This is a genomic window from Arthrobacter sp. USHLN218 (assembly GCF_037144715.1).
Taxonomy (GTDB): Bacteria; Actinomycetota; Actinomycetes; order Actinomycetales; family Micrococcaceae; genus Crystallibacter.
Map to the genome: position 1 here is coordinate 482199 of NZ_JBBCYT010000002.1, position 14516 is coordinate 496714.

Annotated in this window: 8 protein-coding genes, 1 tRNA gene and 1 pseudogene; 8 read left to right on the plus strand and 2 right to left on the minus strand. The window is 67.9% G+C overall.

Annotation, left to right across the window (positions count from 1 at the left end; all coding sequences use genetic code 11):
* Positions 1–6: 6 nt before the first annotated feature.
* Positions 7–111: pseudogene (locus WFH44_RS05970) on the minus strand (histidine phosphatase); the annotation flags it as partial.
* A 40-nt stretch (positions 112–151) separates the two neighbouring features.
* On the opposite strand from WFH44_RS05970, the gene WFH44_RS05975 reads away from it, so the two are divergent.
* The 4 genes from WFH44_RS05975 to nrfD all read left to right on the plus strand — a co-directional run bounded on the left by WFH44_RS05975 (position 152) and on the right by nrfD (position 7552).
* Complete coding sequence (locus tag WFH44_RS05975) at positions 152–2026, plus strand: Na+/H+ antiporter (protein ID WP_336712466.1); 1875 nt, start codon at positions 152–154, stop codon at positions 2024–2026.
* A gap of 154 nt (positions 2027–2180) precedes the next feature.
* A complete protein-coding gene (fdh, locus tag WFH44_RS05980; RefSeq protein ID WP_336712468.1) occupies positions 2181–5480 on the plus strand; it encodes a formate dehydrogenase in 3300 nt (1099 codons plus the stop codon).
* Entirely contained in the window at positions 5481–6473 is a 993-nt protein-coding gene (locus tag WFH44_RS05985) for a 4Fe-4S dicluster domain-containing protein (RefSeq protein ID WP_336712469.1), read from the plus strand.
* Positions 6470–7552 (plus strand): NrfD/PsrC family molybdoenzyme membrane anchor subunit, encoded by a 1083-nt coding sequence (gene nrfD / locus WFH44_RS05990; protein WP_336712470.1) that lies wholly within the window; start codon positions 6470–6472, stop codon positions 7550–7552. Before WFH44_RS05985 ends, nrfD begins: the two co-directional genes overlap by 4 nt.
* 123 nt (positions 7553–7675) lie before the next feature.
* On the opposite strand, the gene selD is transcribed toward nrfD, so the two are convergent.
* On the minus strand, positions 7676–8680 hold the full coding sequence (selD, locus tag WFH44_RS05995) for a selenide, water dikinase SelD (RefSeq protein ID WP_442892883.1): 1005 nt from the start codon (positions 8678–8680) through the stop codon (positions 7676–7678).
* 296 nt (positions 8681–8976) lie between these two features.
* Between selD and WFH44_RS06000 the strand changes: the two genes are divergently transcribed.
* From WFH44_RS06000 to WFH44_RS06015, 4 genes are all read left to right on the plus strand, one after another.
* Positions 8977–9071 (plus strand) — tRNA-Sec (locus WFH44_RS06000).
* Positions 9072–9094: 23 nt separating this feature from the next.
* Positions 9095–10426, plus strand: coding sequence for an L-seryl-tRNA(Sec) selenium transferase (gene selA, locus WFH44_RS06005; protein WP_336712474.1), 1332 nt, complete (start codon positions 9095–9097; stop codon positions 10424–10426).
* A 2-nt stretch (positions 10427–10428) separates the two neighbouring features.
* Positions 10429–12216, plus strand: coding sequence for a selenocysteine-specific translation elongation factor (selB, locus tag WFH44_RS06010; protein ID WP_336712475.1), 1788 nt, complete (start codon positions 10429–10431; stop codon positions 12214–12216).
* A 407-nt stretch (positions 12217–12623) separates the two neighbouring features.
* Complete coding sequence (locus WFH44_RS06015) at positions 12624–14423, plus strand: ABC transporter family substrate-binding protein (protein ID WP_336712476.1); 1800 nt, start codon at positions 12624–12626, stop codon at positions 14421–14423.
* The last annotated feature ends 93 nt before the right edge of the window (positions 14424–14516 follow it).

A 14516-nucleotide genomic window follows, 5' to 3' on the forward strand; every position in this document is an offset into this window, starting at 1 on the left:
TGAGGTCTAGGGCGCCTGCTGCCCTGCACCGGCGCCCACCGGCGCATCGGCAGAGCGGGTGCCGTTCGACAGCCACGACGGATCACCGGCGTCGGTGTTGGTCGCGTGCCGCCGCGGTTGCTCGACGCCGTCAAGCGGCCAGAATAGGTTCATGGACGTCGCCGTCGGTCTGCTGGCTCTGGTGGTGGTGGTTTGCGCGGTCAGCGCGCTCGGCCGCCGGTTGAAAGTCTCCGTCCCGCTCCTGCTGGTGCTGGCCGGCGTTGCGGGATCGTATCTGCCCTTCATTCCACCGGTGGTCCTGATCCCGGAGATCGTCCTGATCGGGATCCTGCCGCCGCTGCTCTATGCGGCAGCATTGCGCACCTCGGTGGTGGAGTTCCAGGCCAACAAGCGGTCGATCGGACTGCTCTCGGTCGGCTACGTGATCTTCGGTACCGTCACCACCGGACTGGTGGTCTGGTGGCTGCTGCCCGACGTCCCGCTGCCGGCCGCGTTTGCCCTCGGCGCCGTGGTCGCGCCACCCGACGCGGTGGCCGCCACATCCATCGCCCGGCGGGTGGGCATGCCGCGGCAGATCGTGAACATCCTTGAGGGCGAGTCGCTAGTCAACGATGCAACAGCACTGGTCCTGCTCCGGGCCTCGATCGCCGCTATAGCCGGCAGTGTCACCCTACTGGAGATCGGACTGGAGTTCCTGCTCGCGGTGGCCGGCGGAGCAGCGGCCGGAGCGGCTGCTGCCTGGGTGCTGCTGCAGATCCGCAAGAGGGTGCGCAATGTAGCCATCAATACCTCAATGTCGCTGGCCGCTCCCTTCGTGGCGTTTATCCCGGCCGAGGCAATCCATGCCTCCGGCGTCCTCGCTGTCGTCGTCGCCGGACTGATCATCGGCACCTACAGTCCCGCCATGCCCGGCGGTGCATCCCGGTTGAGCCAGCGCAGCAACTGGGCCACCGTACAGTTCCTGTTGGAAAATGCTGTTTTCCTGCTGATCGGGCTGCAGGTGCGGTCGATCATTGATGCCGCGAATGCTGATCCGCTCGGCATCGGGCGCGCTTGGTGGACCTGCGCGGTGGTGCTCCTGGCAGTACTGGTCCTGCGCCCCGTCTGGGTATTTCCCGCCATTTATCTCCCGCGCCTGGTCCCCCGAGTCAGACGATCGGAACCGGCTCCGGGCTGGCAGGTACCCGCCGTTGTCTCGTGGGCCGGGATGCGCGGCGTGGTGACCCTGGCAGCGGCCCTGGTCCTGCCGCAGGACATACCCCACCGCCAGGTCCTTGTCCTCGCCGCCCTGGTCGTAGTGGGCGGAACCTTGGTGCTGCAGGGATTCAGCCTGCCCTGGCTGGTACGTAGGCTGGGACTGCATGGTCCGGACCCCGGGCAGGACGCGCTGACCCAGGCCTCGATGCTCCAGCAGACCATGGCAGCAGGACTGGATAGGCTGCGCACGGCCGCTGTCCCCGAGGATCCGCCTGAAGTCCTGGCCATGCTGCAGCGCCGGACCCAGGAGCGCAGCTTGGCAGCCTGGGAGCGGCTGGGCCGGCCGGAAACCGAAATCCGCACCCCCAGCCGCCGCTATGCCCAGTTGCGGGTGGCCATGCTGGACGCCGAACGGGCCAAAGTCCTGGAACTTCGCGGAACGGGTGCCTATCCTGCCGAGGTGGTGGATGAGGTGCTGGAGCGGTTGGATGTCGAAGAATCGATGCTCGACGCCGCGATGGACGACTGCGGCACCCGCCACGGGGCGTTCTTGGTAGTACCGCAGGAGGTGGCGGCCGGCTGCGGGCACCTCGGCCAGGCACCGGACCGGCCGGTTCCGGTCGACCCGCAGTGCCTCGACTGCCTCACCGAAGGAACCACGCCGGTCCACCTGCGCCTCTGCCTGGAATGCGGCAACGTCGGGTGCTGCGATTCTTCCCCCGGCCTGCACGCGGCCCGGCACTACAGCACCTCGGGACACGCAGTCATGCGCAGCGTCGAACCGGGTGAGTCGTGGCGCTGGTGCTATGTCGACGAAGTCCTGGGCTGAGTGGTGAGTCCCGCTTCAACGTCCGGCGTTACCGACGCGCATCTTCAGCCTCCGACCAGCAGCTCGGATCAGGATTGACGGCCTAGTAGATGCTCCGGACCCAAATGCCGTGCACCCCTATTGTCGGGGAGGCGCGATGGGCTATGGTGGCCCCATGTCGCGGTTCAGCTTCTTAGGATGGCCGGTGGTCCGGCAAATCGCGTCGGGTGATCCACTCGGCCGCGGTGAAGCCGTGACATCGCCGAAGACCCGAGGGATCACGCCGCGGACGTCGACTGCGGACCGAGTGGTCCAGAGCGTGTGCCCGTACTGCGCCGTCGGATGCGGCCAGCGCGTCTTCGTCAAGGACGAAAAAGTCGTCCAGATCGAAGGGGACCCCGATTCGCCGATTTCCCGCGGGCGGCTCTGCCCCAAAGGATCGGCCAGCGAGCAACTGGTCAACGCGCCCGGCAGGCAGACAAAGGTGCTCTATCGGGCGCCGTACGCCAAGGACTGGCAGCAGCTTGACCTGGACACCGCCATCGAGATGGTGGCCGAGAGATTCCTCGAGGCACGCCGGAACAACTGGCAGCAGGACGATGCGCAGGGCCGGCCGCTGCGCCGCACCATGGGCATCGCCGGTCTTGGCGGGGCGACTCTGGACAACGAAGAGAACTACCTGATCAAGAAACTCTTCACCGCCGCGGGAGCCATCCAGCTGGAGAACCAGGCCCGCATTTGACACTCCGCCACGGTTCCCAGTTTGGGAACCTCGTTTGGGCGGGGCGGCGCCACACAATCGCTCCAGGACATGGCAAATGCCGACTGCATCGTCATCCAGGGCTCCAACATGGCCGAATGCCACCCCGTGGGCTACCAGTGGGTGACGGAGGCCAAGGCACGGGGTGCAAAGGTCATCCACGTGGACCCGCGGTTCACCCGCACCAGCGCGGTGGCCGACAAGCATGTGCCCATCCGGGCCGGATCTGACGTCGTGCTGCTGGGCGCCCTGATTAACCATGTGCTCAGCAACGAACTGTGGTTCAAGGAGTACGTGCTCTCCTATACCAACGCGGCGACGTTGGTCGGCGAGGACTTCCGTGACACCGAGGACCTGGACGGACTGTTCTCCGGGTTCGATCCCGAGACCGGGCAGTACGACCTGTCTTCCTGGGCCTATGAACGGAAGCGCGGCGCGGAAGGACACGGCGGGCACGAGCACGGCGCCGATACCTCGGCGCGGGCGGCCGGCCATCAGTACGGCAGCGGGGGCCCGCCGCTGGCGAACCCTCAATTCGAACGAGACCCATCGCTGCAGCACCCGCGGACCGTGTTCCAGATCCTCAAGCGGCACTACTCACGCTACACGCCCGAGATGGTCCGCGAGGCCTGCGGCATTTCCCTCGAGGATTTCGACTATCTGGCCCGGGCTGTGACGGAGAATTCCGGAAGGGACCGGACCACCTGCTTCGCGTACGCCGTCGGGTGGACGCAGCACACCTTGGGCGCACAGTTCATCCGGACCGCGGCGATCCTGCAATTGCTGCTGGGCAATGTCGGGCGCCCCGGCGGGGGAATCATGGCGCTGCGCGGCCACGCCAGCATCCAAGGCTCCACCGACATCCCGACCCTGTTCAATTTGCTCCCCGGCTACCTCCCGATGCCCAAGGCCGACATGGAGACCCTGGAGCAGTACCTCGAGGGCATCGCCTCGCCGACCCAAAAGGGATACTGGGCGGCCGCCGACACCTACACCATCAGCCTGCTCAAGGCCTGGTGGGGCGATGCGGCCAACGAGGACTCGGAATGGGGCTACCGATACTTACCCCGAATCAACGGCCCCCACGGCACGTATGAGACGGTCATGAAAATGCTCGACGACGAGGTCGAGGGCTACTTCATCTTCGGCCAGAACCCAGCCGTCGGGTCGGCCCACGGACGGATGCAGCGGCTGGGCATGTCCCACCTGAAATGGTTGGTCGTGCGGGACCTGAGCCTGATCGAATCGGCGACGTGGTGGAAGGACGGCCCGGAGATCGCCTCGGGCGAACTCAAGACCGAAGACATTGCCACCGAAGTCTTCTTCATGCCGGCGGCCACCCATGTGGAAAAGGCCGGTTCCTTCACTCAGACGCAGCGGATGCTCCAATGGCGCCACCAGGCCGTCCGGCCGCCGGGCGACAGCCAGAGCGAACTGGACTTCTTCTACGAACTGGGACAGCGCATCCGGGCGAAACTGGCAGGCTCGACCGATGAGCGGGACCGGCCGTTGCTGGACCTGACGTGGGACTATCCCCTGAACGAACACGGCGAGCCTGACCCCGAGGCGGTGCTCGCAGAGATCAACGGCCGGCATCTGACCGGGCCTCAGGCCGGAAAGCCGCTTTCGTCCTACACAGAGATGCGCGCCGACGGGTCGACCTCGGGCGGATGCTGGATCTACACCGGAGTCTATGCGGACGGGATCAACCATGCCGCCGACCGGAAACCGCAGCAGGAGCAAGGCCTGGTCGCGCCCGAGTGGGGATGGGTCTGGCCTGCGAACAGGAGGATTCTCTATAACCGGGCATCCGCGGACCCCGACGGCAAGCCGTGGAGCGAACGCAAGAAGTACGTCTGGTGGGACCCGGAGCAGAACCGGTGGACCGGACAGGACGTGCCGGACTTCCCCGTGGACCGCGCACCGGGGGCTGCTCCGGATCCCGAGGCAGGCGGGGCCGCGGCGCTCGCCGGCGACGATCCGTTCATCATGCAATCGGACGGCAAGGGATGGCTCTTCGCGCCGAAGGGCATGGTGGACGGCCCGATGCCAACGCACTACGAGCCCCAGGAATCTCCGATCGCCAACCCGCTCTACCGGCAGCAGCAGAATCCTGCCCGGCTGACCTATCCGCGCGCGGACAATCTCAGCGCGCCCAGCGCGGGCGAGCGCGGTTCCGAGGTGTACCCCTTCGTGTTCACCACGTACCGCCTGACGGAGCATCACACGGCCGGCGGGATGAGCCGGTGGCTGCCCTACCTGTCCGAACTCCAACCGGAAATGTTCTGCGAGGTGTCCCCGGAACTGGCGGCCGAACGAGGACTGGAGCCCTACGGATGGGCGACCATCATTTCGCCGCGGTCGGCGATCGAGGCCAGGGTGCTGGTAACCGAACGGGTGAAGCCGCTGGTCGTGAGCGGGAAGACCTTCCACCAGATCGGATTGCCCTACCACTGGGGCGTTGGGCAGGACGCTGTGGTTTCCGGCGATGCGGCCAACGACCTGCTCGGCGTGACCCTCGACCCGAACGTACAGATCCAGGAGTCCAAGGCCGGGTCGTGCGACATCGTTCCGGGGCGCCGGCCGCGTGGCGCCGCGCTCCTGACGTTGGTTGCCGATTACCAGACCCGCGCAGGGGTGACGCCGGAGACCGGCAACCAGAAGCCCACCAGTCCCGGCCGCGCTTCGGGCCACGGGACGAAGGAGGAGAACTGAATGAACCAACTGACCGAATCTCCGGACCACATCAGGCACACCGGGCATCCGCGGAAGGGCTTCTTCACCGACACCTCGATCTGCATCGGATGCAAGGCCTGCGAGGTCGCCTGCAAGGAATGGAACCGCAATCCCCAGGACTCGGAATACGAGCTGCTCGGTTCTTCCTACGACAACACCGGGTCGCTGGGAGCAGATACCTGGCGCCACGTCGCGTTCATCGAGCAAGACAGCGAGCAGATCGGCCGGGCCCGGGAATCCGGGCGGGCTCTCGTCAGTCTTGGCATGCCCGGCCTTGGCCCGCCGGGGGACCGCGCAGCGAATCTCGCCGGCGCGGACACGACGCCGCCGGACACCCCCGACTTCCGGTGGCTGATGTCTTCCGATGTGTGCAAGCACTGCACCAACGCCGGCTGCCTCGACGTCTGTCCCACCGGTGCTTTGTTCCGCACGGAGCACGGAACCGTCGTCGTGCAGGACGACGTCTGCAACGGCTGCGGCACCTGCGTGGCCGGGTGCCCGTTCGGGGTGATCGAGCGGCGCAGCGACGGCACGGCAGGGCCGAAGACCGAGCGCGACTTCACGCCGGGCGAGCAGGCCCCGACCCGCAACGCCGGGGTCGCCCAGAAGTGCACCTTGTGCTACGACCGGATCGTCGACGACCAGACGCCCGCGTGCGCACAGGCCTGCCCGACGACGTCGATCAAGTACGGCGAGCGCGAGGACATGGTGGCCACGGCGAAGGAACGGGTGGCCCAACTGCATGCGCGCGGGCTGACGGAGGCGCGGCTCTACGGCGCCAATGATTCCGACGGCGTGGGCGGTACCGGTTCCGTCTTCCTGCTGCTGGACGAACCGGAGGTGTACGGGCTTCCGCCGGACCCCCGGGTGCCCACGGCGGACCTCCCGCGCATGTTCAAACGGGCGGGCATTGCCGCCGCCGGCATGCTCGCCGCCGCTACCGCGGCCTTCCTGGCGGGAGGCAGGGTTTGACGGTTTCCGATTTCGACGAGTACCGCCCGCCCGAACCGCCGCGCGGGCGCAAGCGGGGCGGCAAGCGCCGTCGTGCCGGGACGGGCGAGGGCCGCGGCGAAGTGCCGATGGTTCCCGAGGCCGAGTTCACTTCCTATTACGGCCGGCCCGTCGTCAAGCCGCCGCCGTGGGGAGACCCGATCGCCGTCTACCTCTTCCTCGGGGGAGTGGCCGGCGGTTCGGCGCTGCTCGCCGTCGGCGCGCAGCTAACCGGCAGGACGGTCCTGTGCCGTAACAGCCGGCTGGCCGCTCTCGCCGCCGTCGGGGCGGGTGCCGTGGCTCTCGTGGAGGACCTGGGCCGCCCCGAGCGGTTCCTCAATATGCTTCGCACCATCAAGCTCACATCGCCGATGAGCCTGGGCTCGTGGATCCTGACGGCGTTCAGCGCCGGTGTCGGAGTCACAGCCGTGTCCGAGATCGACCGGATGACCGGGTCAAGGCTGCCGCTCGGGCCCCTACGCCGGCTGCTGCGCGGGCTTGAGGGGCCGGCGGGGATCGAAGCCGCCGTGTTCGCGGCTCCGCTGTCCGCCTACACCGCGGTCCTGCTGTCGGACACCGCGAACCCGACCTGGAACGCCGCGCGGGAGGATTTGCCCTTCGTCTTCGTCAGTTCTGCCAGCCTCGCCGCGGGAGGCCTGGCCATGATCACCACTCCGGTCCGGGAGGCCGGGCCGGCCCGGGCACTGGCTGTGCTCGGAGTCGCCGGCGAGTTGATCGCCAGCCGGCTCATGGAGAAAAACATGGACCCGGTCGCGGCCGAGCCCCTGCACCTGGATGGCCCGGGTCGGATGCTCGCCTGGAGCGAGCGGCTGGCCGTCGTCGGCGGTGTCGGAGCCCTGCTCGGCGGCCGGCACCGGCTCACCGCTGCAGTCTCCGGCGTGGCGCTGCTCAGTGCCTCGGCGCTCACCCGGTTCGGGATCCTGCGCGCCGGTATTCGCTCTACGGAAAGTCCCCGTTACACGATCGAGCCGCAGAAGAGGCGGCTAGCTGCACGCCGCGAGGCAGGCGTCGTCCACGATTCAATTACGACCATCGAGTGAGCCGCCCGGCGACCGGCCGGCTAGCGCCCGGAGCCCGGCAGCGAGCCCAGCGAGCTATGGGGGCCGCCAAGGGGCGTGTGCCGAGCACGCGGGGCCGGCCGCCAACGGTGAACGCGCGACGCCCTAGCGCACTACGATGCCAGGCCCTCCGGTCGTGTGTCCGATGACGGGATGTCCGGGCAGCTCGCCCACGACGAGCAGTCCGCCGGAGGTCTGGGCGTCGGCGAGCATGAGCAGGTCCTCCTCGGAGACCCCGGGCCCCGGCCGCAGGTGGGGACGCACCCACTCCAGATTGCGCCGCGTTCCGCCGGAGATAAAACCGTCCCGCAGTGCTTCCCGGGCGCCGGCGACCAGCGGCACCGCATTCCGGTCGATGACCGCACCCACGCCGGAGGCCCGGCACATCTTATAGAGGTGGCCCAGCAGGCCGAACCCGGTGACATCGGTCGCGGCGCGGAGGCCGCCCTGCACGGCCGCTTCGGCCGCCTCCCGGTTCAGCTGCACCATCGTCGCAATGGCTTCGGCGAATACCTCGCCGGTTTGCTTGTGCCGGTTGTTCAGCAAGCCCAGGCCAATGGGCTTGGTCAGCGTGAGCGGCAGCCCGGGCAGGGCAGCATCGTTGCGCAGCAGCGCACCGGGGTTGGCGACGCCGGTCACCGCCATTCCGTATTTGGGTTCCGGGTCATCGACTGAGTGTCCCCCCGTCACCGGGCAGCCGGCTTCGGCCGCAACCGCCAGCCCTCCGCGCAGAACCTCGGCCAGCAACTCCATCGGCAGCGTGTCCCGCGGCCAGCCGACAAGATTGATGGCGCTGACGGGACGCCCGCCCATGGCATAGATATCGGATACGGCGTTCGCCGCCGCGATCCGGCCCCAGTCGTAAGGGTCGTCGACCACCGGAGTGAAGAAGTCCGCCGTCGAGAGCACCGCAAGGTCGTCGCCGACCAGCACGGCGGAGGCGTCGTCGCCGCCGTCGAGACCCACCAGAACGTCGGGGTGGGTCTGTCCGACCAGGCCCCGGACGACATCCTCGAGCTCCCCGGGGGGAATTTTGCAGGCGCACCCTCCGCCATGCGCATAACCGGTGAGCCGGACCGCTCCGGACTGTTCCTGGTCTAGGGCCATCATCCCGTCCATGCCCCCAGTCTAGGAGCCGAGGGCCCCGCTGCGAAGCGAAGCGAGCCAGAGAGCTGCCAGGGGTCCCCGTGCGCGAAGCGTGCGGGGGAGGCCGCGAAGGGGGAGGCGACGACGACGCTAGGAGCCGAGGGCCCCGCTGCGAAGCGAAGCGAGCCAGAGAGCTGCCAGGGGTCCCCGTGCGCGAAGCGTGCGGGGGAGGCTGCGAGCAGGGGGAGGCGACGACGACGCTAGGAGCAGCGGGAGGCGACGACGACCCTAGGAGGGCAGGGCGGTGTTAGCATCCTCTTGGAGGCGTCCGGGTCCTGGTGGGCCCCCCGGTCTTCAAAACCGGTGAGGCCGAGTACCTCGGCCTGGCGGGTTCGATTCCCGTCCGCCTCCGCCAGCTGCCGCAGCCGAAGGAGGAGCGTGGGCGAAGACGATCCGCGAAGACTTATTCCGCGCACCGATCGATTGCTCGCGCACGCGGAGCTTCGGCACGCCCGGGGACGGCTAGGCGACGACGTGATCCGTTCCATCGTCCGGGGGATCCAGGACCGGGCGCGCTCCGGCGAGCTTGCGCCCGAGGACGTCGAGCCGGAGGTCCTGTCCGCAGTAGCATCCCGCGCGGCCACATCATTGCGGCCGGTGCTCAACGCGACCGGCGTCATCGTGCACACGAACCTCGGACGTGCCCCGCTGTCGGAGTCCGCCCGGAGGGCCATGCTCACGGCGGCCGGTTATGTCGACGTCGAAATGGACCTGACGTCGGGGACGCGCGCCCGGCGCGGAGCCGGAGCGCGGGAGGCGCTGAAGCGCGCGTGTCCCGCCGCCGAGGACGCGCTGGTGGTGAACAACGGGGCGGCCGCCCTGCTGCTGGCCACCACCGTCCTGGCCGGCACGGGCGAGGTTGTCATCAGCCGCGGCGAGCTCGTCGAAATCGGTGCGGGCTTCAGGCTTCCCGAGCTCATCGAATCGACCGGAACCCGGTTGCGGGAAGTGGGCACTACCAACCGGACGCACCTGCACGATTACGCGTCCGCACTGGGGGAGCAGACCGGCTGCCTGCTCAAGGTGCACCCCAGCAATTTCCGGGTCACCGGGTTTACCTCCGGCGTGGGCATCAGCCAGCTACGCTCGCTGGCCGATGAACACCGTATTCCCTTGGTAGTGGATCTCGGCAGCGGCCTGCTGGCCCCGGACCCCGTGCTGCCTGACGAGCCCGATGTCGCCAGCGCGCTGGAGGCCGGTGCCGACGTCGTGATCGCCAGTGGCGACAAACTCCTGGGCGGCCCGCAGGCAGGACTTCTGCTCGGGCGTGCCGAAGTCATTGCCAGGCTGGCGCGCCACCCGCTGGCTCGGGCGATGCGGGCGGACAAGTTGGCACTGGCCGCGCTGGAAGCGACGGTCTCCGGGGAGGCGCCGCCGGTGACCGCCGCCCTGCACGCCGACCCGGGGCGGCTGCGTGAACGCACCGAAGCGCTCGCGGAGGCTGTCGGCTTTGCCCTCGTCGAGCACGACGGCAGGGTCGGGGGCGGGGGAGCGCCGGGCGTGCCGCTGCCCGGGTGGGCGATCCGGCTCCCCGAAGGCGCGGCACCGTTGCTTCGCACTGGGGACCCGGCGGTGCTGCCCCGGGTCCACGGCGGCGCGTGCCTGCTGGATCTGCGGTGCATCCCGGAGGACGAGGATGAACGGCTGGCCGATGCGGTACGGGCAGCCCTGATGCACATCGGAGAACCACTCGGGGCGGGAGGCGGCTGAAGATGTACGTGGTGGCCACTGCCGGCCACGTCGATCACGGCAAGAGCACCCTGGTGCGCGCGCTGACCGGGATGGAGCCCGACCGGTGGGCCGAGGAGCGCCGCCGTGGGTTGACGATCGACCTCGGGTTCGCGTGGACCAGGCTGACCTCGGGCAGGGATGTGGCGTTCGTGGACGTCCCCGGACACGAACGTTTCCTGGGCAACATGCTGGCCGGGCTCGGGCCGGCGCCCGCCGTGTGCTTCGTCGTTGCCGCCGATGAAGGCTGGCAGGCCCAGTCCAGCGACCATCGCGACGCCGTCGCAGCCCTGGGGATCAGCCACGGGATCGTGGTGCTGACCCGCAGTGACCGTGCGCCTGGCGGCACCGACGGGGTGCTTGCACGGGTGCGGGCCGAACTCAAGGGCACCGGCCTGCGCGACGCGCCGGCCGTCACCGTATCCGCTGTCGACGGGACCGGGCTCGACGAGCTGCGCGGCGCAATGGACGACATGCTGGCGTCTTTGCCCGAACCGGAACCGGACGCACGCGTGCGGTTGTGGATCGATCGGTCGTTCACCATCAGTGGCGCCGGAACGGTCGTGACCGGGACCTTGACGGCTGGCACGCTAGCCCAGGGCGACCGCTTGCTGCTTAGCGGCCACGATGGCGCCAGCCCAGTATCCGTGCGGGCCCTGCACAGCTGCAATGTGGCCGCCGACTCCGTTGGCCCTACAAGCCGCGTCGCCGTCAACCTCCGGTCCGGGCTGTCGGCTGATGCCATCCACCGCGGCGACGTGCTCATCACGGGGGATAGCTGGCCGGTAGTGGACACGGTCGATGTCCGGCGGACCATGGGTGCCTCTTTCGCAGACGCACCAGGCCAAGTGGTCGTCCACATCGGCACCGCCGCCGTGCCCGGCCGGATGCGCCCGTTCGGTCCGGACCACGCCCGCCTGACCCTCGACCGTCGGTTGCCCCTCGAACTGGGCGACCGTTTGGTACTGCGGGCGACCGGCAGCCGATCGGTCTTGGCCGGGGCACAGATTCTCGACGTCGAACCGCCCGCGCTCGACCGCCGCGGCGACAGCAGCCGGCGGGCCGGCGTCCTGGCCGCCATGCCACCCGGCGGGGACCCGCTGACGGAAGTGGCCCGCCGGGGCGCGGTCCGTATCGACCAGTTGCGCCGGATGGGTGTTGGCGGCCTGGACCGGGTGCCCGCCGGGGTGAGGGCCTTCGGCGAGTGGTGGGTGCACGAACCGGTCTTCGAGGCGTGGGGGCGGCGGCTGCGCAGCGCCGTGGAGCAACTCGGCGAACAGGACCCGTTGGCGGCCGGGCTCTCCCTGGGAGCCGCCCGGGACCTGATCGGACCGGCTGGCGGCGCGCTGCTGGAGGCAGTCGTCCGGGAAGCGGGACTGGAGCACCGTGCGGGCTATATCAATCTTCCGGGGCAGCGCCAGGACCTCGGCGCGGCCGAGCCCGGAATCGGAGCGCTGGAGAGCCGGCTGAAGCAGGCGCCGTTTGCCGCCCCGGAAGCCCACGACCTGCAGGCCCTCGGCCTGGGATCCCGCGAACTGGCGGCAGCCGAGCGCAGCGGCCGCCTGCTGCGGCTCGGTGACGGCGTCGTCCTGCTGCCGCGGGCACCTGCCCTGGCCATGCGGGAGCTCGCCGCCTTGCCGCAACCGTTCACGACCAGCGAGGCCCGCCAGGCATTGGACACCACCCGGAGGGTCGCGATCCCGCTGCTGGAATACCTTGACGGCCGCGGCTGGACCAAGCGGCTCGACGCCACACGACGGACCATCGCCTGAGATCGCGACGCCGGATGGTTGCCAGGGCGAGCCGTGTGCTCCGCGCCCCATACGCTCTTCCAGTTAGGTGCCAATAACTGATTACCGATGCCGCAGGCGGCTGGCGGGCGCCGCCGACCCCGGGCTACCGGGCATTTCCCGCGTATTTCGCAGGGGTTTCCGGGATGCAGCCATTTGTGAAGAACATTTTTGAGATCATGACGGCCCCCGTCGGCTTGGTTGCATATCGATAACAAGTCCGTTGTGAAGCAAAATTTTTATACCCAATTTTGCGGCCTCGGTTTACTCTCTTATCCATGTGAGGCGGGCCACTGGCGTGGAGGGGGTCTCAATCGTTCAACCGCGCCAGTGGCCCTTCTCCGGTGACCTCGCAGAGGCATCTTCATCATGAGATACAAGGAGGCGGAATGCGTTTCGGACGTTATTCCAAGGCAATCGGAGTTGCAGCAGTCGCGGCTCTGGCACTGAGCGCCTGCGCATCGGCAGGCGGCGGCGCCGAAACTACGGGGGAAGCCAGCGCGACCGGCGGAACCATCAGCGTTGCGGAAGTCAACGCGTTCAGTTCGTTCAACTCCGACACCGCTGCTGGCAACGTCGATGTCAACGGCAAGGTCGCCTACATGACGCGGGGCGGCTTCTACCACATCGACAATGAGCTCAACGTCGTCCGGAACGAAGACTTCGGTACCTATGAAAAGGTCTCCGACGATCCGCTGGTCGTGAAGTACACGGTCAAGGAGGGCGTCACCTGGTCGGACGGGGATCCGGTCGACGCGGGCGACCTGCTACTGAACTGGGTGGCCGAATCCGGCTATGCCAACGATGCCAAGAGCAACGAGGAAGGCGAAGTCACCTCCGGCACCAACTACTTCGACTACGCGGGCGACACCAGCGGCCTTGGCCTGACCGGGGTTCCCGAGATCGGTGATGACGGCCGCTCGATCACCCTGACCTACTCCAAGCCTTTTGCCGACTGGGAAATCGCCTTCGGCGGCCTCCAGGACGGCGGCATCGGCATGCCGGCGCACGTGGTGGCCGAGAAGGCCGGCCTGGCCGACGAGCAGGCATTGATCGACCTGATCACCGGCCTGAAGCGCGGGGACGCGGAGAAGCCGGCCAAGCCCAATGCCGAGCTCAAGGCCGTGGGGGATTTCTGGAATACCGGCTTTGACAGCAAGTCGCTGCCGGGGGACACCTCGCTCTACCTGTCCAGCGGCCCCTTCATCGTGGACAGCGTGACGCCGGACCAGTCCATCACTCTGGTCCGCAATGATTCCTACAACTGGGGTCCGAAGCCGAGTATCGACGAGGTGACAATCCGCTTCATCGGTGCAGCGCCTGACCAGGTGCAGGCGCTCAAGAACGGCGAAGTGGACATTATCGCCCCGCAGCCATCGGCGGACACCGTCGAACTGCTCAACGCCATCGATGGCGTGACGGTCAATATCGATGACCAGTTGTCCTATGACCACCTCGACCTCAACTACAGCGGCGTCTTCGCAGATGCCGATGTCCGCGAGGCCTTCATGAAGGCCGTGCCCCGGCAGGCCATCGTTGATCGCATCGTCAAGCCGATCAAGGAGGACGCCGCACCGCTCAACTCGCAGTTCTTCGTTCCGGCCCAGGACGCGTACACTCCCTCGGCGGAAGGCAACGGCTCCTCGGTCTACGCCGAACCGGACATCGACGGCGCCAAGAAGCTCCTGGCGGGCAAGACGCCTGAAGTCCGGATCATGTACAACAAGGACAACCCGAACCGAGCCGACGCATTCTCCCTGATCCAGGAGTCGGCCGAGAAGGCAGGATTCAAGGTTGTCGACGGCGGCCTAGGTGCCTCCGACTGGGGTGCTGCCCTGGGCCAGGGCGGCTATGACGCCTCCATCTTCGGCTGGATTAACTCGGGCGTGGGCGTCTCCGGCGTTCCGCAGATCTTCCGGACGGGAAGCGGTTCCAACTACAACGGATTCTCCGATCCGAAGGCCGACGCGCTGATGGACGAGCTGATGGTCACCATCGAACCGGCCGAGCAGGACAAGCTGATCACCCAGATCGACAAGATGGTGTGGGACTCCTTCTACGGGCTGCCGCTGTTCCAGGCAGTCGGACTGGACGCTTACAACAGCGACCGGGTCGAAGGCGTCGTCTACCAGCCGAACCAGACCGGCGTGTTCTGGAACTTCTGGGATTGGAAGGTCAAGGGCGAGTAGGACCCCTGGCGTTCTGTTAGCAAACTAAGCGAAGGCGCCGGGACCACGAGCAGGACGGTCCCGGCGCCTTGGCATTCTCCAGAAGTGAAAATC

What these genes read in the sequence shown, in the direction of transcription:
- WFH44_RS05975 (WP_336712466.1), top strand. Translation starts at nt 152, where the DNA reads ATGGACGTCGCCGTCGGTCTGCTGGCTCTGGTGGTGGTGGTTTGCGCG.
- WFH44_RS06015 (WP_336712476.1), top strand. Translation starts at nt 12,624, where the DNA reads ATGCGTTTCGGACGTTATTCCAAGGCAATCGGAGTTGCAGCAGTCGCG.
- selD (WP_442892883.1), bottom strand. Translation starts at nt 8,680, where the DNA reads ATGATGGCCCTAGACCAGGAACAGTCCGGAGCGGTCCGGCTCACCGGT.
- WFH44_RS05985 (WP_336712469.1), top strand. Translation starts at nt 5,481, where the DNA reads ATGAACCAACTGACCGAATCTCCGGACCACATCAGGCACACCGGGCAT.
- selB (WP_336712475.1), top strand. Translation starts at nt 10,429, where the DNA reads ATGTACGTGGTGGCCACTGCCGGCCACGTCGATCACGGCAAGAGCACC.